Here is a 17,624-nt window from a genome sequence, read left to right on the forward strand (position 1 = left end):
GTTATATTAAGTTAGTCATGGAGGTAACCAATGGCTGCATTAAAACCAGAGGTTAAAGCCTCCATAGTTCAGGCTTTAGCCTGCTATGACACCCCTTCGCAAGTTGTCGCTTTAGTGAAACAAGAGTTTGGGCTTTCAGTGACACTACAACAAGTGTCTTCATATGACCCCACAAAGGCTATAGCGAAAAACCTTGGGAAAAAATGGGTAGACCTTTTTAACGAAACACGAAAGCGATTCCAAGAAGAAGTGTCTGACATTCCTATAGCAAACAAGGCGTACAGATTAAGAATGCTTGATCGAATGGCAACTAAGGCTGAGGGGATGAGAAATTTCTCTTTAACGGCTCAATTAGTTGAGCAAGCCGCAAAAGAATGCGGGGATGCTTACACCAACAAACAAAAGATTGATCATGTTTCTTCAGATGGGTCGATGTCACCAACAAAAATAGTTCTGGTTGCCGGAGGTAGCAATGACGGTAGCGAGGATTGAAATACCGCCTAAATTAATTCCAGCATTCGAAGGTAACTACCGCTATCGCTGCTCGCATGGTGGGCGAGGCTCTGCAAAGACGAGAACATTCGCATTAATGACAGCTATCCATGGCTATATGGCTGCGATGAATGGTCAATCAGGCGTAATACTTTGCGCTCGTGAATACATGAACTCGTTAGAAGAATCATCAATGGAAGAGGTTAAACAGGCGATTAGGTCTGTACCTTGGCTAAATGATTTCTATGAATTAGGTGAGAAATACATTCGTACTAAATGCCGCTCAGTTAGTTATGTATTCGCAGGGTTACGGCATAACTTAGATAGCATCAAATCCAAGGCAAGAATATTAATCGCATGGGTTGATGAAGCTGAATCAGTATCAGAAATAGCATGGACAAAACTTGCTCCTACGGTTCGTGAGGCTGGCTCTGAAATATGGGTGACATGGAACCCTGAGCGAGACGGTAGCGCGACAGATAAGCGATTTAGAAAGAATCCACCTGACAATGCTGTCGTGGTTGAGATGAACTACGATGATAATCCGTGGTTTCCATCAGTGTTGGAAGATGAGCGGTTAAATGACCAAGCCAGACTAGATTCCGCTACTTATGCGTGGATATGGGAAGGTGCTTATCTTGAAAACTCTGATAAGCAGGTATTAGCTAATAAATACGTTGTTCAATCGTTCCCTGATGACCTATGGCAGAAAGCAGATAGATTACTTTTCGGGGCTGACTTTGGTTTCGCTAAAGACCCTAACACGCTTATTCGTATGTTTATCTTGGATGATTGCCTGTACATCGAGCGCGAGGCTTACGGTGTTGGTGTTGAACTTGACCACATGCCAGCTTTTTACGATGAAATACCTGAAGCTCGTAAGTGGCCTATTAAAGCCGACTCCGCGCGACCCGAAACTATCAGCTATTTAAAGCGGCAGGGATTCAATATCTCAGCCGCTAAAAAGTGGCAGGGTAGTGTTGAGGATGGCATTACTCATTTACGTGGCTTCAAACAAATCATCATTCATCCTCGCTGTAAAGAAACAGCAAAAGAAGCCCGTCTCTACTCATACAAAACAGACCGGATCACTGGTGAAGTATTGCCTGTGATTTTGGATGCTAATAACCACTGTTGGGATGCTGTTAGGTATGGGCTTGATGGGTATATCACACAAAAATCTAACGCAGGTCTACTGGTTCCAAAAAGATTGCTGAGGCGATAATGCAAGAAAACATGAAACTAGCCGTCAATCACCTAGTGAATGATGCGATAGCTCGTGCCCGTATGGCTTTGGTCAATCCAACCATGGGGCTTGATGCTAAGCGATCATCTGCTTGGTGCGAATACGGATTTAAACAAGACTTAACCTTTGATGATTTATACAAACTATTTCGCCGTGGTGGGATTGCATACGGCGGGGTAACTAAATTAAGTGGCACGTGCTGGAAAACATCTCCGCAAGTCATTGAAGGAGATAGTGCCGATGAGTCGAAAGATGAAACGGCGTGGGAAAAGTCTTTCAAAAAAGCAATTAATAAGCGCATATGGAAAGAGTTTAAAGAGGCAGATCAGCGCCGTCTTGTAGGTCGCTATTCTGGCCTAATCCTTCATATCAATGACAATGGCAAATGGCACGAACCGGTTAAATCCTCGAAGCTTTTGAGAAAGGTTACTCCTGCATGGGCTAGTGCTATCAAACCTACTGAGTGGGTAACAGATATTAACTCGCCTGACTACGGCCAGCCGAAGATGTGGCAATACACCGAGTCACTACCCAATGGCGGAACTAGAAACATCAATATTCATCCTGATCGCGTTTTCATTCTTGGGGATTACTCGATTGATGCTATTGGCTTCCTTGAGCCGGCCTACAACGCATTTGTGAGCCTTGAAAAAGTAGAAGGCGGTTCTGGTGAGTCATTCCTAAAAAATGCAGCCAGACAACTATCAGTTAACTTTGACAAAGAAGCCAAGCTTGATGACTTAGCAAGAGCCTACGGCGTTGAAATGTCAGAGTTGCAGGAGATTTATAACGATGTTGCTAGGGAAATAAACATAGGCAATGACGCAGTTATGATCACTCAGGGAGCTAACGTTAACCCGTTAGTTACTGCTGTATCAGACCCAACGCCTACATATAACGTCAATCTTCAAACTGCCGCCGCAGCAATGGATATCCCATCGAAAATACTTGTCGGCATGCAAACAGGCGAGAGAGCAAGTACCGAAGACCAGAAGTATTTCAACTCACGCTGTCAGTCACGTAGGGAAAGTGAGCTTTCATTCGAGGTGGAAGACTTTATTGACCACTTAACACGAATCAAAGTGCTAGAGCCCGTACCAGAGAAAACGGTTATTTGGGATGACTTAAACGAGCAATCAGCCACTGAGAAACTCGATAGTGGTGAAAAGATGAGCCGTATAAATCAAACATCACTAGCGACTGGTGAGCCTGTATTCACCGTTGAAGAGATTAGAACGGCAGCAGGGTATGAGAGTGATAGTAGCGACCCGCTAGGTGAATTTGATGAATATACAGAAGATACGAACCGCGATAAGGTCAGGAACGAAAGCAGATCCGACAGCGGTTGATAAATTAGAGCGCGGAGCAATGAAAGCCTTTGCCAAGCGCATTAAAAAAGTATCACAAGGCTACATACAGCTACTCAATAGAATACCATCAGAACCTGTAGTTAATAAAAAATACCAATTCGACCTAGACCCTAACTATCTTTCAATCATCTTGAGAGACGGCGAGCTCATGGTCGATGAGGTGTTATTGCAGGGTGGTGAATTCAATAACTTCTTTTTCAATGAGTACGTCAGCACAGCATATGAGCGAGGAACAGCGCAGGAGTATGCAAACCTAGCACAGCAGTCGACAGCATATGCCGCAACACAACAAAGCGTGGCAACAATATTACTCAGTGAGCCTTATCAACTACGGATGGCATTAGTGCGCGCTCGTGTGTTTGAGGAGATGAAAGGGCTATCAGCACAAGTCAAAGCAGATATGGCGCGCATTCTTACCGATGGTATAGCGAGGGGGCTAAATCCTCGTGAGGTAGCTAGAAATTTGAATGAGCAATCAAGTATCGAAATTCGTCGCGCTAATCGTGTGGCCAGAACGGAAATCACCACAGCATTGCGTAGGGCAAGAATGGATGAAGCCGATGAGGCTAGTGAAGTTCTTAACCTTGAAACTCGGCAGGTCCACATATCCGCACTAAGCCCAACAACTCGACCTAATCATGCATCACGACACGGCAAAATATTTACCACTGATGAGCAGCGTGATTGGTGGGCTAGAGATGGTAACTCAATCAACTGTAAGTGCTCGACAGTGACGATTCTGACCGACAAAGAAGGTATGCCGTATAACGATACGTTACTCAATAAACTGAAAGAGGAAAAAGAAGCCATGAAAGAACGTGGTTACCAATGGGCGGAGGAATAACGATGCCGATTCAAGTAAACGTCACGACCAAGGTTAACAGCGCATCAATCAGGCGTGAAACCTATAACGGACGTGAGCACATCATCATACCAAGCTACACACTACCAGCTAACGTCATCATGAATGGCGAGTTCTACCCAGAGGCAGAAATAAAAGCTAACTACCTAAGCATGGAGGGGACTATCGCCCCACTTGGACATCCGACTGTAGATGGGCATTTTGTTTCGGCTTTTTCACCTGAAGGCCTTAATCAAGGTTTTGTAGGCGCATGGAGTAGGAACGTAAGCCTAAAAGGCAATCGTGTTTATTCAGAGAAGTGGGTAGATGTAGAAAAGGCCATGGAGTCATCTGGCGGTCAGCGTCTTATGGCTAAATTAACAGCACTAGAGAAAGGGGAGTCATCTGACCCTATTTGGTCAAGTGTCGCCGTATTCAGGGAGCGAACCGAAGCACCAAAAGAATTGCAAGAGCAAGGCGCTCAGTGGGTGGTGAAGATTCATACCATTGACCATGACGCCATATTGTTAGATGAACCACCTGCGGCAGGGCCCGATAAAGGCGTAGGCCTTATGGTTAACGCTGACCAAGCCATATCACTAAAACCAAACTCTGGCGCTCTTATTGGTGAATCCTACCGTGAAAAAGAGAACCGAATCGAACGGGCAGTAAAAGATAAGTTTGTCATAACGCAGGATGATTACGCATGGGTTGCTGACTTTACGGACTCTCAACTTGTGATTGTTCGAAACGGTGGAAAGGCAGAGGTATTTGGTTACACAAATGAAGGCGGGAAAATACTCATTGATGATTCTGGTAGCCCTGTAGTTAGGCAGGAGTCATGGGTAGTTATGGCTGCTAACAAATTTAAATCACTATTCAGTAAACCGCAGGCAAGCCCTGCAACCAACAACAGCACGGAGGGCGACATGCCTTTAACTCAAGAAGAAAAGAAAGACTTAGTCGGCGATATCACACAGGCATTAGCGGCAAACTTTGCAGAGCAATTAAAGCCAATCAATGAAAAGGTTGATGCACTTCAAGTTAACCATCAGAAGTTAGAAGAATCACTAACCGCTAACCAACGCGCTGAAGAAACAGAAATGCGTAAAGAGGTAGCGGCTAAATATGGCGAAGTGGTTGCAAATTCACTGCAGGGTCAAGCGTTAATCGATATGCATAAGCAACTCGGTGAAGCAGCATCATTAGCTGGCAACTCAGGCGCACAGCAGGAGCAAGTTGGCGCACCAAACCCAGCGGAATACTTTAAAGGAGCTCAATAATGGCTACTAGTCGTTACCGCCGTGTAAATCTTGACGGCAAATCAATCACAGAAACACGCGCAGCAAAGGCGAATGTGTTGCCAGGTACTTTCGTAGTTATTGATGCAAATGATGAGTTTGCACAAGCGACAGCGCTAACAGGTCGCATCTACATTACTAATCCTGCATATCACCAAGGGCTGACAATTCGTGATGCGATTCCTGCTGGCGACTCCGCTGTCGGTGAGTATGTGGAAGAAGGCCGAGAGCTTGCTTTATTGGTTCCTGCTGGCACTTACAAAAAAGACTCGCCGATTAAAATTGGTGCGGATGGTCAAGGTGCTTTGGCTACTGCTGATACCGACTCTGTTATTGGCTACAGCCAAGATGAAGTAACTCTGTCTAGCGCGGATTTCATTCGAGTTCGCTTCCGTGTTGGCACTGTTGCCGCTGCATAATTAAAAGGAAAAACTATGTTTTATACTGCTGAAAATTTAGCAACAAATAGCCGACTGCAACGTCAGTGGGAAGGGCTGTGGGCGACACGTAATATTTACAACACGCAGCATAATCTGATGATTAACCAGTATCAGAACGTGATGGACGGTGAAACGTTAGCGGCAAACCAAGTTGGCGGCTTCACTCGTGAATTTTGGGCTGAGATTGACCGTAACATTATCCAGCTCCGCGACCAAGAAACAGGCATGGAAATCGTTAATGATTTAATGGGCCTACAAACCGTATTGCCGATTGGTAAAACTGCCAAGTTATATAATGTGGTTGGTGATATTGCTGACGATGTGTCAATCAGTATCGATGGTCAAGCGCCATACTCACATGACCACACTGAATACGGTTCAGACGGTGACCCAATTCCAGTATTCACCGCAGGTTATGGTGTTAACTGGCGTCATGTGGCGGGTTTAAGCACTGTGGGGATTGACTTAGTGTTGGATTCTCAAACCGCGAAGATGCGCCAATTCAACAAGAAGATTGTTAATTACTTCCTGAATGGTGACGACAAAATCAGTGTTGATGGCTATAAAGGCCAAGGCATGAAGAATCACCGCAACACAGCGAAGATTGACTTAGGCACTTCAGGTGCAAATATCGATTTAACCACAGCAGATTTACCGGCACTGTTAGCGTTCTTCGGTTTCAATGGTGCGTTTGGTCAGACTGCTTACAATAACAAAGTAGATGTTTACGATGTTATGTGGGTGAGCTACGAGGCATGGGGTAACCTGATTAAGCCTACAGTTGTTGCTGTTGGTGCAGGCGCTGGCAATAGCGTAGTGAATGGCCGTGTTATCGATACCTTGCTGCCGTATGCTGGCGTGAAGGAAATTCGCCCCACTTATGCGCTTAAAGGAACTGAGTTCATCGCGTATCAGCGCCGCAAAGATGTAGTAACCCCTTTAGTCGGTATGGCAACGGGTGTTGTTCCTAAGCCTCGCTTTATGCCACAGGACAACTACAACTTCCAAATAATGAGCGCGGCAGGTCTGCAAATCACTCGTGATGGTGAAGGCAAATCTGGTGTGGTTTATGGCGCGAAACTGAGCTAAGGAGATAAAAATGGCCAAGTATGAAGTTATTATCCCTTGGCATGGTGTTATTAAGGGGCAGGTAGTTGAATTTGAAGAGTTGCATCCAGTGTTAAAGCCAAATGTACGCTTGCTGTCCGATGAAGCTAGTGCGGCACTAACACCCTCAATTGAGCAATCTAAAAAGCCAACTAAGAAAGAAGTAATCGAAAAACTCACTGAATTAGGTATTGAGTTTGATGAGAAAGCCAAGGTCGATGAGCTAATTGCTCTGCTTCCAGAAGAATAGCCGCGAAAGCGGTTTTTTTATGCCCTCGAAAGGGGGTTTTGCTTTGTGAGGTAATCATGATCACAAAAGAGCAAGCCAAAGAATACCTGACGGGGCAGGGAATAGAGTTACCTGATTTTATTCTCGATGCATTGATTGAACAGGTCGGTAGCATTCAGGAATGCCTTGATAAACATTATCCAGCGGCAACCGCACTATTGATTCAGATGTATTTGCTTGCACTCATGGCGCTTGGTCAGGGTGACAAGTATATCAGCTCGCAATCAGCCCCCAACGGTGCGTCACGGTCATTTCGGTATCAATCATTTGGTGATAGATGGAAAGCAGCTACATCGCTTCTACGTGGCTTAGATAAGTACGGATGCGCTAATGGTCTAATCCCATCCGACCCGACTCAAACGGCTCATGCTGGATTGTGGATAGCTAAAGGTGGGTGTATGTGCGGAGGTGGTCGATGAGCACTACCGCTAACTGGTCGTATACCGCGCTCGCAACAGTCTACCCCGTCACTCGTGGCGGTGGTGAATGGGATGACACAATCACCTATGGCACGCCTTATCTTATAGACTGCACATGGCAATCTAGCAATGAAGTTGTGAAAGATGATATGGGGAAGGAGTTTGTTACCAATAACGTTTTTTACACTGAGTTGAAGCGTAACGGTGTCGATGTACAAAGGCCAGAGCGCGGCTTCTACATTGCGAAAGGTGATACCACTTCTCAATCTGACCCGAGAGTCGCAGGAGCTGACATTATCATCACGGTTAAACAAGATGATATGAGCTTTTTCGGTGAAGAGTTCGATTATGAGATAAGGACGTGATATGGCTAAACGCTTGAGAGGGGTAAGTCAAGTTCGCAATAATGTTTCAAGATTTATTGAACACAGAAAAGTTTTAGCTGCTAGGGCTGTAACTTTAGCTGTTACGGTTGGTGAGGGATATGCTGTTTTATATACGCCAGTAGGTGAAACATCAAACTTAATCAATAACCGAACTCAGCGTTTGATAGAAAAAGGAACTGCTGTAACTGGAAGGTTAATATATTCAGCTGCATATGCTGCATACGTCCACGAAGCATCAGGGAAACTTAAAGGCAAGCCAAGAGCAGGAGAAAATAAAGGTAACTACTGGGACCCAAACGGAAGACCTAAGTTCCTTAAAATTGGTTTTGAAGAGGCTAAGACGGAGATAGACCAAACCGTTAAGTCGGTGATGAAAACATGATTATTGACGACTTTCTCAATTACTTGGAGCGCGGAAACCTGACTTCTGATTTCATTGCTCAAAGGCTTGAATGGAAGGAGAGACCAGATAGCAAGATTCAGCAATATATCGTTATCCGTCCTGCCAGTGGTTCTGGTCGACTTGGTGAATTGAGTGCCGATGATTATGTCGATGTTATTCTCGTGTCTGCACAAGATGACCCAATTCCCGCATTAACTCGCGCTGATGAAATACTCAAGTATGTCGCAGCGAACCCCAGTGACTGTAATCTCAACTCAGTTTTCAACATGGGCGGGTTGCCGTCAGGAATTGTAACCACAGAAAACCGAACGATATTCAGACTCTCATTCCGCTGCTTATCATAAACAAACAAATCTCAAACTAGGTCGCCAATGTGCGGCCTTTTTTATTTTCTATAGAAAGAGGTAAACACATGGCAGATTGCCCAGTACAAACCAATAAGTTGATTGGGCGTAATGCGATTATTCGTATTGCGAAAGGTTGTCCCGATCAGGTTCCAGAACAGTCAGCATTTAAACGCATTGGGGCGCTAACCACCAAGTCATTTGACTTGTCGCCAAACTCCATCACATCGGAAGCAGATGACACCAAAGGTTTAGTTGAAAACGTAGTCACTAACTTAGATATGACCATTTCATTTGATGGTGAATATCGCAAACGTGATAAAGATGACGACTTTGGCCCATTGTTATTGCTTCAAGAAATCCCTAAAGAAGTTCAGGCAGGTCGCCAACCGTCATATTGGGTGCAGATGGATTTCACTGGTGAAGATGCGATTGTGCTGCAAGGCTATTTCGTTTTCACTTCTTGGTCATCTGAATTCCCAGCGTCAGAAATTGCCACTTACTCAGGCGAGGTTAAAGTTTCAGATGCTGATACGGTCGAATGGCTAGTTGAAGAAGTTCCAGTGACTAGCGTAGCGGTTACACCAACAACGCTAAGCGTAAAAGAAGGTGAGACAGGCACGTTTACAGTTAACTTCACGCCAACAGATGCGACTAATAAGAACTACACGGTTGTAAGTGATAAGACCAACTTTGCAACAGTAAGTAAGTTAGTGAATGTTGTCACTGTCACAGGTGTAGCGGCAGGAACAGCAAACGTAACTGTCACATCTGAAGATGGTGCAAAAACTGCTAAGTGCGTAGTCACTGTCACAGCTGCTTAATATTACAAAGGGTGCTTACGAGTGCCCTTGATAATATTCAGGGGGAAATATGACAGCAAGAAAGGAATATGGCGAATTCACAATATCAACGCCTGATAAAGATTATTTGTTTAGACCATCGTTTGATGCAATGACGAAAATAGGAACGCCAGAGCAGATTGTTGATGCATTTACTTTGCTAAGTGGTGCAGAAGTTCAAGTGCTAATTACTCGTGCTATACAGGCTTATGGAGTTGTTCCTGAATGGCTATTTAAAGCACTAAAAAAGCCAACTTATGGACGTAGTGTTTTATCAACTTCAATGATGGTGATGCAAGCTTGCTGTAATGATGATTGCGATGAACTTATAGGTGAGTGGAAGCCTAGTAAAAATGGCGTTATCTATAAAATGGGTAAGGTGCCAATTACAGATATCATCGTGTTCGCTCGGGAGTTAATGACCCACGGCATTATCGGTAAGGCCAAAGTTAGGAAGCTTCAGCGTAACGAAGGCAAGAACGAATTTACTGATAGCTTTAATGCTATCGAATATATTACCGCTGCACGAGCTCATTTTGGTGTGAATCGCGAGGAAGCCGAACAATTAACAATGACCGAGTTCGTCATGATGTTAAAAGCCAAGTATCCAGACGAGAAAGGTTTCACTCGTGAAGAATACGACGAGATCATGAAGGCAGATGACCAGCGCAATGAAGAGCTGGCGACAGGTAAACGTAGACTTGTGAGTCGGAAGTAGCTTTGCGGCTACTTCTTAATCCCTAATTTTTCCTTAACGACTTCCATCTCTCGTTCAAGCTGGAATATGCGCTCAGCCGCATCAGAAATCGTTAAAACTTCAACATGAGAATTACGCAGTATCCAATATTCGATAGCTGCGACCATTTCCTGATTGGCTGACCGATTATTAAATTCAGCTAATTCTTGAATTCTATCTTTTAAATCAGTCGGTAATCTGAGGTTAACCTGCGGATGCTTATATTTTCTTTCCATGCCACCTATCCTCAAAAACACTCATTCTAGATAGGTGTTTTTTAGGTATCAATGCGTACCAAGTAGGTATCATTGTATATGTATACAGTGTTTTTTAGTCATCTATCAATCGTTAAGTATCGCTATCGATCGCTAAATTCGCACAACTGGGGTTGTTAAGTTAGCTTAAAAACTCTAATATACTCCAAGGTATATTTAGCAATTTGATAAGGCATGAAAATGAATCCTTTACTAAAACATTGTTTTGCGATTTTAGCGAGTGGAGTGCTCAGCATTCCTTCGTATTCGCTAGCTGACGCATGTAATGATAAGGAGCCACATGTCATGAAAAGAAATGTGATTGATAATGTTATAGAGCTTAAGTCTGAGTATGCAGAAAGAAATCAGATAGTTAATAAGCTAGCTGATGAAATAAACGCGTACTACTTTAATCTGCTAGAGATGGACGATTATCAAGCTCATGGCGTTATGCTTCAAAATGGGCTTGTTGAAAACAAAGCTTGCGAAGCTGCTTTAAGAGGATTTGAAAATGTTCTTAAAGTAATGGTTAAGCAAGACGACTTGTCCGATGAAGAAAAAACGGAAATGAAATCATACTTGCGAACAGTTGCTAAGGCTAGACATGCAATAGCTCGTTTAAATGATTTTTCTCGTCAGTTATTCACTATCCCTAAGACATTCGAAAGTGATATTGACTTTAATGCTTTAAGGGAATTGGCTGATCACACAACTAAGAAAATAATTTCAGGTGACTATTCCTTTACTGGCTAATTCATGGACGAAATAGAAGTAACTATAAACGAGCAAACAAGAAATCATTTTTTTGGCGACTTATTCCAAAAACATTTAGATCTCGAAGCTAAGCTACTCAAAGACTTTAAAAAGTATAAGTCAGATGAGGGGATCCCTAGTTATTTCGGAAGAGATGTTTCATACGTTAAGCCATATTCAGCTGAAAAAGCTTGTTTGATGCATATTCATTTAAAAATACCGCCAGATAAATTTCCAGATGATAGAGTTCAATATTATAGAACTCACAAAAAAGGAAATCCTGAAAAAGATATCTGCTTGGTGTATGTGCAGGGGCTTATTGAAGATCACCGATACTCAATTATAGCCATACTACATCCTGATGCTCACCTGAAAGCACAAGACTATAAGTTCATGGATGAGTTGGCGCAAATAGCCCAAAAATTTAGAGATGAAAATTAACCTGCTTCGGCAGGTTTTTTATTGCCTGATCCATACGCTAAAATGATAAATTCCACTCTATATAAATCAATGTGTTATGAAGCGTGAAATGCAAGTATTTTCCATGTATCACTATGATATTAATAGAATAGTAGACTTCTCGATCAAAGCGCCATAAATAAAGCCAAATTCGGCAGGTTTTTTGTTTGCCTCAATTTGCACTCCCGCTCGATGGGAATCTAGCCCGTCCTTGGGCTGGGTGGTTAGGCTGTAAACGTCTTGTTCACAACATCTTTCATTTTGGCAAAAGAAGCTATTTGACCTAGCGCCCATGACATTTCAATCATAGTGTGGCGTAGTGACTCAATTTCAGCCTTAGCCGCTGTTACATCATAGCCAGCACTTTCTAACTTGCTTAAAATTTCTTTGCTTGGGCTTTTGGTCTCAGTAAGCATTGACTGAGTTACTTTTAATTGTCCGTTTTTGTAGAAGCACATATCTACAAATGGGAAATTGTCTGGATACCAAGTAAGAGGATAATTAATATCGAAACTCTCACTTGAATATGTGCCAGTCTTACGAACAGAAGGCAACACCTCATTCGTAACCCACTTTCTAAATTTATGTGGGATAGAACCTTTTTTAATTGCGTCTCGGCAGCGTAACACAAGTGTATACATTCCAGACTCAGAAATGATATTTAAGCTCTGAGCGCCGTGTCCTGCCTGACTCTCGGTTAAACCGATGGTCTCTTTTTCATCGTCATCTAGCTTATATAAAGCATCGGTGACATTGGAAATATTAAGCGCCTTACAGACATCAGCGGCAACGAACCAAGGTTCATTTTTGTAAGTGATGGTTCTTATTTGAGTATTTCCAAATAAAAAAGGTGCAAAAGAAACGATTTCATTTTTCATGCCGCCACCTCGATGTTCAGTAATTTTGCTAATTTAGATAAACCTTTCGCAGTAACACGAACTTGCGACACCTGCTTATCTTCACCTGTTGAGCTTTTTACTACGGTGACTTTATGCTCAAGCAAGCCTTGCTGGATTTTATCTTGATAAGCAATCCAAGCAGTACCAAGGCGACGGTAGATCCATTTGCTATGGCTCATTAAGTCAAATAGTGACTTAGGCTTAACTTGCAATTGCTTAGCGGCATCAGTAACACATAAAGAGCCTTCTGACTTAGCAATACGGGTTAGTGCATCAACATCAGGTTTCATTTCCTCGACTTGGTGCTCAAGTTCTTTATTCTCTAACTGAAGACGTTCTTTTTCTTCTTCAGCCTGAATAACTAATAATGCCAACTCTTTTGCGCTAGGTAATGTAGGTGTGTTGTTTCGGTTTGCTGACTCAAGTTCAAATAAGCGATCAATAACAGCCGTTCTGCGCTTGATATCGTAGCCAGTAATTAGAATCTCAGTGTAACGACGAGAGATATGATACTCCCATGAGTTAGGGCTGTTTGATTCATACTGTAAGCATGTAACATGTTGATTTGTCTTATAACCCAAATCTGGGTTACGGATATAATCAGCATCTTTACCGCCTAATAATGCAACCAATATTGTACGGATATCACGGCAAACGTGGTCGTGACGCTTACCTGTCAGCTTAGCAATCTCACGGCTAGACATGGTGACAACTTGGTTAGTAGTTGTTAAAGTGTTCATGACGTTATTTCCTATGGATGATTTGACGTTAATAGAAGCTCCGAAGGCTGCAACCAACGGGGCTTCGTCCTTATACTGCTGCGTTACTATCATTTTTTTCATCTCCTTGTAGTGATTGTACTAATCGCTGAATAATCGCGGCATTTATTGATAGCCCCTCTTTATCTGCTTTTGATTTGATCGCCAGTTTAATGTTATCAGGCATCCTTAAAGGGAACACACTTGGCTTTGCTTCTTTCATTTTTATCTCTCCGTTAGCATCAAAATGATGTTATGACATCAATATAACATCATTGAGCGTGCTGTCAATATGATGTTATTCTCTTTTTCAAATTAATTTTGAGAATGAGCTTATGAGCGAGCAAGACGGAAAAGAATTTATTGAGAGGTTCACCGTTCGAATGCCAATGGGTATGCGAGAGCGCATAGCAGATAGAGCTGAGAGAAATGGCAGGTCAATGAACTCTGAAATTGTTCAGATACTTCAAGATATTCTTGATAGTAGAGTTCAATATGATTTGTTTGATGGCACAAGAGATTCAGGAATAAGCGGAACGGTTGACATTCTTAGTGCAAACAAAGAGCTTTTGCATGAACAGGCTAGTAACTATCAAAAACAAATAGCTGAGCAGCGATTGATGATAGAGCAGTTAGAGCAAATGAAGAAAATTGCACTAGAGCAGAAACAGTTACAAGAAGAAATAAATAAATACAAAGACACTTTTGATTTGCAAAAAGAATTGATAGAGCAAAATAAAAAACTTATTGAAGAAATCACTAAGAATAAATAACGATTTGCTCCCAATTGCGGCACTAAGAAACTAGACTGATAAAAAAACTGAGGTGAGGGCGTTATGGGTTTAAGAATCATTGGAATTTTTATTTTAGCAGTAAGTATTATATTGGGAATTTATGTTAAAGCCACTACAGGAGGTGGATACTTTGATAGATTTAGCCCCATTGAAAGTTCAATGTACATTTCTTTGGCTGCTATTGTTGCTTTAATGGGAGTTATTCTTATTGGATGTGGTTATATAGTTGAAGCAATAGATAGGAACGGCAGCAAATTAAGATACTTACTTAACTCGGATGAAGAAAGTAATTACCTAGAAGAACTTGCAGAGCAGAACGGCGTTAGGCGCGATGGAAAAGTGGACAAGACGAATCACGAAAAAATAAGAGAAATTCTCAAGCGGTAAGCAAAAGATTTTATGCATAGGCCCTGTCAATTTGACGGGGCTTTCTTTTTTATAGAGGAAAATAATTATGTCAGAAAGCCAATCAGCAGGTGGTATCCACTACGATGTAAGCATGGATATTAAAGAATTGCTTGTCGGTGAGAAGCAAGTTAACAAAGTAATGGATAACGTAGAGAAAAGCACAACTAAAGCCACTGATTCACTTAACAAACTGGATAAAACAGCAGCGCAGGTTGGCGTTGCCTTGAAGATGCCTGAAGTAAACAAGCTATCTAGGGAGTTGTCACAATTATCAGGGAAAATAGGAGCTAATTCATCAGCGACAGATAAAGCAACTCAAACACACAATAAATTCACCGGTGTTTTAAGTACAGTATCTGGATCAATTGGTGCTGGGTATGTTGGTAACATAGGGAATGCTACTGAGACATTAATAAAGCATACGCAGGCAGCAATAAACGCTACAGCAGAAGAGGTAAAGAATGCAGAAGCGATGCAAAAGCAAGCTCAAGCATATCAGGCTGAGGCATCTCAATTAGTTTTATCAACACAAGAGAAAAGAAAGGCAGCAGAGGAGGCCATAAAACTAGCTGAGTCAGAGTTGCAAGTAGCGGAGGCATTAGCAGACAGAAAAACAGCACAAATAGAGTCACTAGAAGCATTACATAAAGAACAAACATACCAGCTTAAACAAGCGGAGCTAGCCCATGAAACAATTGGCAATGAAAAAACATTAGCAGAGGTGGTCAAAGCAAGGAGCGCGGCACAAAGAACACAAAATCAAATAGAAAAGCAATCTAATGCTATAGCTCAAGAAGTCTGGAATGCGGAAGATAAAGTAAAGTCAGCAAAGGAAGCACATAAAAAAGCAACGATAGAATTAGCTCAAGCTGAGGTTCTAGAGAAGCAGGCAAAAGTTACTGCAACAGCCGCTGACGAGGCGGCAACGGTGGCTAGGAATAGAGCTACAGCCGCAACTAAAGCGCAGGCAGTTGCAATGAATGGATTAAGAAGTGTCATGGCTTTATTTGGTGGTCCATCAGGAGTTCTATTACTTGCAGCGGCTGGTGTATATGCTCTTTATCAGGCTATGAGTAATAGCGCCTCTATAGATGATTATAAAAATAAAGTTAATGAGGCCATCCAAAAAGTAGACGAGTTAACACAGAGTCAAGCAAAAGCGGCTGCTAATCAGGCTAAGTTAGCAATAAAAGCCGATACAGAGTCATTAGATAAGGTCGCAAAAAGGATAAAAGAAGTACAGGCAACCATCAAGTACATGGAAGAAAATCCGTTTGAGTGGATGCAAAATGCAGGCGCTATGGCATATACCTACGAAAGTAGGTTGGCAAGTCTTAAAAATAAACTTGATGAATTGAGAGGGGAATATGACACATATGCAGGAAGTGTTGATAACTTAGCAACTCAACAAGATAAATTAAACATAGCTTCAGAGGCAGGGCCAATAGCAACAGGTGATGCTGCAAAGTCAGTTAAAATACTAAAATCAGAATATAGTTCGCTATCTGATCAGCACGTAGTTTTAAATGAGTTGCTCTTAAATGGTGCTCAAGCTGCTGAATTAATGGCTTATAAGCTAAACCTTGAAAATAAATATGCAGAACAAGGTGTTGCCATAACTGATGATATAAGGCGCTCTATTGATGATGTTGTTGCTTCCAAGAAGCAGTTAATGGAAACGCAGGGAGCGGCTAACTTAAAACAGCAATTGGACAGCATAAAAACTAACGTTGAAGCATTGAAGATTGAGTATCAACAAGGAGCTAAAGCTGCTGCTATTTTTAGGGCGGAGCAATTTTTATCAAAACAAGAAGGTTTAGATCCAAAGATTGCCAAAGAATATATTGAAGGAGTCAAACAGCAATATGAGTGGCAAGGAAAAGTTAATGATCAAAGAAAGTCTTCATCAGCATTATCAAAGGTATCAACAAAAGATACTCAACAAGCAGCTGATGCATTAAACAGACTTGAAGCCGAACTAACCAGACTCAACCAAGGTTACGCAGAGGGCTCACTTGAGTTGGCGCAGTATGACGCAGCACAGGCATTGGGTGCTAAAGCCTCACCAGAACAAATAGCATTAGCAAAAGAACGCGCTAAATCTATTTGGGAAGTACAGGCGGCAACCAAAGCAGCAACTAAAGCCGAGGAAGATAGAAAGAACAGTCAGGCAAACTTCACCTCCCTTCAAGAAAGCGTTTCACCAGTGACAGCAATAGATAACCAATTTGCCAAACAAATGGAGCAAATCAACCAATACAAGCAACTTTACCCGCAAAGCATTGCTGAGGCTGAGGCATTACGCTCTCAAATAGAGGAGCAGTATCGCCAGAAGAGGATGGATGCACAGTGGCAAGAGCTAAGTAATGCCAGCTTAGGCTACAACATGCTTACATCAGCTGTTGATTCATTTGGTGGTAATGCATCCAATGTAATTACTGGTTTAGTAACAGGCACTATGTCAGCAGCAGATGCAGCACGCTCGCTAGGTAACACCATGCTAAACAGTGTCGTTAATTCGCTTGTTCAGGTTGGCGTTGAGATGCTGAAAAACTTCATCATTGGTCAAACTATGGGGAGCGCTGCCGCGGCTGCTTCAGCTGGTCAAGCTGCATTGGTTGCTACAGCTTGGGCTCCTGCTGCTGCATTGTCATCACTAGCTACATTGGGAGCAAATGCTGTGGCGGCTAACTCTGCAATTGTCGGGACTGTAGGCGTTGCTAAGGGGATGGCTGTTGCAGGCGCTAGATACAATGGTGGACCCGTTGGAGCAGGTCAAATGTATCAAGTCGGTGAGCATGGTAAACCTGAAATCTTCAAAGCCAGCACCGGAAAGCAATACATGATACCGGGCGACAATGGGCGAGTTATATCGAATAAGGATATGCAGGGGAGTGGTAGCGCAGGCGTGACGGTGATTATTGAACATCACGGAACTCCGATGCAAGTCTTGAGCCAAAGTAATGAAAAAGGATTATCAGGAGAGGATGTAGTAAGGCTTATTACTCAAGATGCTCATGAAAAAGGCCCTATCCTACAGTCAATAATGGCTAACACATCAGCAACAGCAAGAATCAGATAGA

Annotated in this window: 22 protein-coding genes and 1 pseudogene; 19 read left to right on the forward strand and 4 right to left on the reverse strand. The window is 42.6% G+C overall.

The window, feature by feature from the left end:
• Positions 1–30 precede the first annotated feature (30 nt).
• The 14 genes from P3L56_RS03845 (at position 31) to P3L56_RS03910 (ending at position 10,198) form a co-directional block, all read left to right on the forward strand.
• Positions 31–492 (forward strand): DUF2280 domain-containing protein, encoded by a 462-nt coding sequence (locus tag P3L56_RS03845; protein ID WP_272686288.1) that lies wholly within the window; start codon positions 31–33, stop codon positions 490–492.
• Complete coding sequence (locus P3L56_RS03850; RefSeq protein WP_272686287.1) at positions 473–1,717, forward strand: PBSX family phage terminase large subunit; 1,245 nt, start codon at positions 473–475, stop codon at positions 1,715–1,717. The genes P3L56_RS03845 and P3L56_RS03850 overlap by 20 nt, the downstream gene beginning before the upstream one ends.
• Positions 1,717–3,087: an anti-CBASS protein Acb1 family protein gene (locus P3L56_RS03855; RefSeq protein WP_272519558.1), complete on the forward strand. Its 1,371-nt coding sequence runs from the start codon at positions 1,717–1,719 to the stop codon at positions 3,085–3,087. The genes P3L56_RS03850 and P3L56_RS03855 overlap by 1 nt, the downstream gene beginning before the upstream one ends.
• Positions 3,023–3,952, forward strand: coding sequence for a phage minor head protein (locus P3L56_RS03860; RefSeq protein ID WP_272667201.1), 930 nt, complete (start codon positions 3,023–3,025; stop codon positions 3,950–3,952). The genes P3L56_RS03855 and P3L56_RS03860 overlap by 65 nt, the downstream gene beginning before the upstream one ends.
• Before the next feature lie 2 nt (positions 3,953–3,954).
• Positions 3,955–5,232, forward strand: coding sequence for a hypothetical protein (locus P3L56_RS03865; RefSeq protein ID WP_272686286.1), 1,278 nt, complete (start codon positions 3,955–3,957; stop codon positions 5,230–5,232).
• Positions 5,232–5,669, forward strand: a complete 438-nt coding sequence (locus P3L56_RS03870) for a hypothetical protein (protein WP_272686285.1) — start codon at positions 5,232–5,234, stop codon at positions 5,667–5,669. The genes P3L56_RS03865 and P3L56_RS03870 overlap by 1 nt, the downstream gene beginning before the upstream one ends.
• Before the next feature lie 15 nt (positions 5,670–5,684).
• The gene (locus tag P3L56_RS03875; protein WP_272686284.1) at positions 5,685–6,779 is read left to right on the forward strand and encodes a major capsid protein; all 1,095 of its coding nucleotides are present in this window, start codon (positions 5,685–5,687) and stop codon (positions 6,777–6,779) included.
• Positions 6,780–6,789: 10 nt separating this feature from the next.
• On the forward strand, positions 6,790–7,047 hold the full coding sequence (locus tag P3L56_RS03880; protein WP_272686283.1) for a hypothetical protein: 258 nt from the start codon (positions 6,790–6,792) through the stop codon (positions 7,045–7,047).
• A 56-nt stretch (positions 7,048–7,103) separates the two neighbouring features.
• Positions 7,104–7,505, forward strand: a complete 402-nt coding sequence (locus tag P3L56_RS03885; RefSeq protein ID WP_141173681.1) for a hypothetical protein — start codon at positions 7,104–7,106, stop codon at positions 7,503–7,505.
• Positions 7,502–7,870: a hypothetical protein gene (locus P3L56_RS03890; RefSeq protein ID WP_272686282.1), complete on the forward strand. Its 369-nt coding sequence runs from the start codon at positions 7,502–7,504 to the stop codon at positions 7,868–7,870. The genes P3L56_RS03885 and P3L56_RS03890 overlap by 4 nt, the downstream gene beginning before the upstream one ends.
• 1 nt (position 7,871) lies before the next feature.
• Entirely contained in the window at positions 7,872–8,273 is a 402-nt protein-coding gene (locus P3L56_RS03895) for an HK97 gp10 family phage protein (protein ID WP_272686281.1), read from the forward strand.
• A 23-nt stretch (positions 8,274–8,296) separates the two neighbouring features.
• The gene (locus tag P3L56_RS03900) at positions 8,297–8,638 is read left to right on the forward strand and encodes a hypothetical protein (RefSeq protein WP_272686280.1); all 342 of its coding nucleotides are present in this window, start codon (positions 8,297–8,299) and stop codon (positions 8,636–8,638) included.
• 68 nt (positions 8,639–8,706) lie between these two features.
• Positions 8,707–9,462: a phage tail tube protein gene (locus P3L56_RS03905; protein ID WP_272686279.1), complete on the forward strand. Its 756-nt coding sequence runs from the start codon at positions 8,707–8,709 to the stop codon at positions 9,460–9,462.
• A gap of 49 nt (positions 9,463–9,511) precedes the next feature.
• Positions 9,512–10,198, forward strand: coding sequence for a DUF6246 family protein (locus tag P3L56_RS03910; protein ID WP_272686278.1), 687 nt, complete (start codon positions 9,512–9,514; stop codon positions 10,196–10,198).
• A gap of 8 nt (positions 10,199–10,206) precedes the next feature.
• Here P3L56_RS03910 and P3L56_RS03915 read toward each other — a convergent pair whose 3' ends face one another.
• On the reverse strand, positions 10,207–10,452 hold the full coding sequence (locus P3L56_RS03915) for an Arc family DNA-binding protein (protein ID WP_006661960.1): 246 nt from the start codon (positions 10,450–10,452) through the stop codon (positions 10,207–10,209).
• Between the two features lie 324 nt (positions 10,453–10,776).
• Here P3L56_RS03915 and P3L56_RS03920 point away from each other — a divergent pair, with 324 nt between their 5' ends.
• Both P3L56_RS03920 and P3L56_RS03925 read left to right on the forward strand, forming a co-directional pair.
• The gene (locus P3L56_RS03920) at positions 10,777–11,223 is read left to right on the forward strand and encodes a hypothetical protein (RefSeq protein ID WP_272686277.1); all 447 of its coding nucleotides are present in this window, start codon (positions 10,777–10,779) and stop codon (positions 11,221–11,223) included.
• Between the two features lie 3 nt (positions 11,224–11,226).
• Entirely contained in the window at positions 11,227–11,664 is a 438-nt protein-coding gene (locus P3L56_RS03925) for a type II toxin-antitoxin system YafO family toxin (protein ID WP_272581873.1), read from the forward strand.
• A gap of 542 nt (positions 11,665–12,206) precedes the next feature.
• Here P3L56_RS03925 and P3L56_RS22610 read toward each other — a convergent pair.
• The 3 genes and pseudogenes from P3L56_RS22610 to P3L56_RS03940 all read right to left on the reverse strand — a co-directional run.
• Positions 12,207–12,560 (reverse strand): annotated as a pseudogene (locus P3L56_RS22610) (Bro-N domain-containing protein); the annotation flags it as partial.
• Positions 12,557–13,414, reverse strand: a complete 858-nt coding sequence (locus tag P3L56_RS03935; protein ID WP_272671587.1) for a phage antirepressor KilAC domain-containing protein — start codon at positions 13,412–13,414, stop codon at positions 12,557–12,559. The pseudogene P3L56_RS22610 and the gene P3L56_RS03935, both read right to left, overlap by 4 nt.
• Positions 13,392–13,562 (reverse strand): Arc family DNA-binding protein, encoded by a 171-nt coding sequence (locus P3L56_RS03940; protein ID WP_210789340.1) that lies wholly within the window; start codon positions 13,560–13,562, stop codon positions 13,392–13,394. Before P3L56_RS03940 ends, P3L56_RS03935 begins: the two co-directional genes overlap by 23 nt.
• Positions 13,563–13,674: 112 nt before the next feature.
• On the opposite strand from P3L56_RS03940, the gene P3L56_RS03945 reads away from it, so the two are divergent.
• From P3L56_RS03945 to P3L56_RS03955, 3 genes are all read left to right on the forward strand, one after another.
• On the forward strand, positions 13,675–14,112 hold the full coding sequence (locus P3L56_RS03945) for an Arc family DNA-binding protein (RefSeq protein ID WP_272686276.1): 438 nt from the start codon (positions 13,675–13,677) through the stop codon (positions 14,110–14,112).
• Between the two features lie 63 nt (positions 14,113–14,175).
• Positions 14,176–14,520, forward strand: coding sequence for a hypothetical protein (locus tag P3L56_RS03950; RefSeq protein WP_137019150.1), 345 nt, complete (start codon positions 14,176–14,178; stop codon positions 14,518–14,520).
• 67 nt (positions 14,521–14,587) lie between these two features.
• Positions 14,588–17,623 carry a hypothetical protein gene (locus P3L56_RS03955; RefSeq protein ID WP_272686275.1) on the forward strand — a complete coding sequence of 1,012 codons (3,036 nt, stop codon included), beginning with the start codon at positions 14,588–14,590 and terminating at the stop codon, positions 17,621–17,623.
• The last annotated feature ends 1 nt before the right edge of the window (position 17,624 follow it).

Source organism: Providencia sp. PROV024 (genome assembly GCF_032709665.1).
Lineage (GTDB): Bacteria > Pseudomonadota > Gammaproteobacteria > Enterobacterales > Enterobacteriaceae > Providencia > Providencia huashanensis.

Excerpts from the sequence above, each read along its gene's own strand:
- P3L56_RS03845 (WP_272686288.1), top strand. The coding sequence starts at position 31 with ATGGCTGCATTAAAACCAGAGGTTAAAGCCTCCATAGTTCAGGCTTTA.
- P3L56_RS03850 (WP_272686287.1), top strand. The coding sequence starts at position 473 with ATGACGGTAGCGAGGATTGAAATACCGCCTAAATTAATTCCAGCATTC.
- P3L56_RS03855 (WP_272519558.1), top strand. The coding sequence starts at position 1,717 with ATGCAAGAAAACATGAAACTAGCCGTCAATCACCTAGTGAATGATGCG.
- P3L56_RS03860 (WP_272667201.1), top strand. The coding sequence starts at position 3,023 with ATGAATATACAGAAGATACGAACCGCGATAAGGTCAGGAACGAAAGCA.
- P3L56_RS03865 (WP_272686286.1), top strand. The coding sequence starts at position 3,955 with ATGCCGATTCAAGTAAACGTCACGACCAAGGTTAACAGCGCATCAATC.
- P3L56_RS03870 (WP_272686285.1), top strand. The coding sequence starts at position 5,232 with ATGGCTACTAGTCGTTACCGCCGTGTAAATCTTGACGGCAAATCAATC.
- P3L56_RS03875 (WP_272686284.1), top strand. The coding sequence starts at position 5,685 with ATGTTTTATACTGCTGAAAATTTAGCAACAAATAGCCGACTGCAACGT.
- P3L56_RS03880 (WP_272686283.1), top strand. The coding sequence starts at position 6,790 with ATGGCCAAGTATGAAGTTATTATCCCTTGGCATGGTGTTATTAAGGGG.
- P3L56_RS03885 (WP_141173681.1), top strand. The coding sequence starts at position 7,104 with ATGATCACAAAAGAGCAAGCCAAAGAATACCTGACGGGGCAGGGAATA.
- P3L56_RS03890 (WP_272686282.1), top strand. The coding sequence starts at position 7,502 with ATGAGCACTACCGCTAACTGGTCGTATACCGCGCTCGCAACAGTCTAC.
- P3L56_RS03895 (WP_272686281.1), top strand. The coding sequence starts at position 7,872 with ATGGCTAAACGCTTGAGAGGGGTAAGTCAAGTTCGCAATAATGTTTCA.
- P3L56_RS03905 (WP_272686279.1), top strand. The coding sequence starts at position 8,707 with ATGGCAGATTGCCCAGTACAAACCAATAAGTTGATTGGGCGTAATGCG.
- P3L56_RS03910 (WP_272686278.1), top strand. The coding sequence starts at position 9,512 with ATGACAGCAAGAAAGGAATATGGCGAATTCACAATATCAACGCCTGAT.
- P3L56_RS03915 (WP_006661960.1), bottom strand. The coding sequence starts at position 10,452 with ATGGAAAGAAAATATAAGCATCCGCAGGTTAACCTCAGATTACCGACT.
- P3L56_RS03920 (WP_272686277.1), top strand. The coding sequence starts at position 10,777 with ATGAAAAGAAATGTGATTGATAATGTTATAGAGCTTAAGTCTGAGTAT.
- P3L56_RS03925 (WP_272581873.1), top strand. The coding sequence starts at position 11,227 with ATGGACGAAATAGAAGTAACTATAAACGAGCAAACAAGAAATCATTTT.
- P3L56_RS03935 (WP_272671587.1), bottom strand. The coding sequence starts at position 13,414 with ATGATAGTAACGCAGCAGTATAAGGACGAAGCCCCGTTGGTTGCAGCC.
- P3L56_RS03940 (WP_210789340.1), bottom strand. The coding sequence starts at position 13,562 with ATGAAAGAAGCAAAGCCAAGTGTGTTCCCTTTAAGGATGCCTGATAAC.
- P3L56_RS03945 (WP_272686276.1), top strand. The coding sequence starts at position 13,675 with ATGAGCGAGCAAGACGGAAAAGAATTTATTGAGAGGTTCACCGTTCGA.
- P3L56_RS03950 (WP_137019150.1), top strand. The coding sequence starts at position 14,176 with ATGGGTTTAAGAATCATTGGAATTTTTATTTTAGCAGTAAGTATTATA.
- P3L56_RS03955 (WP_272686275.1), top strand. The coding sequence starts at position 14,588 with ATGTCAGAAAGCCAATCAGCAGGTGGTATCCACTACGATGTAAGCATG.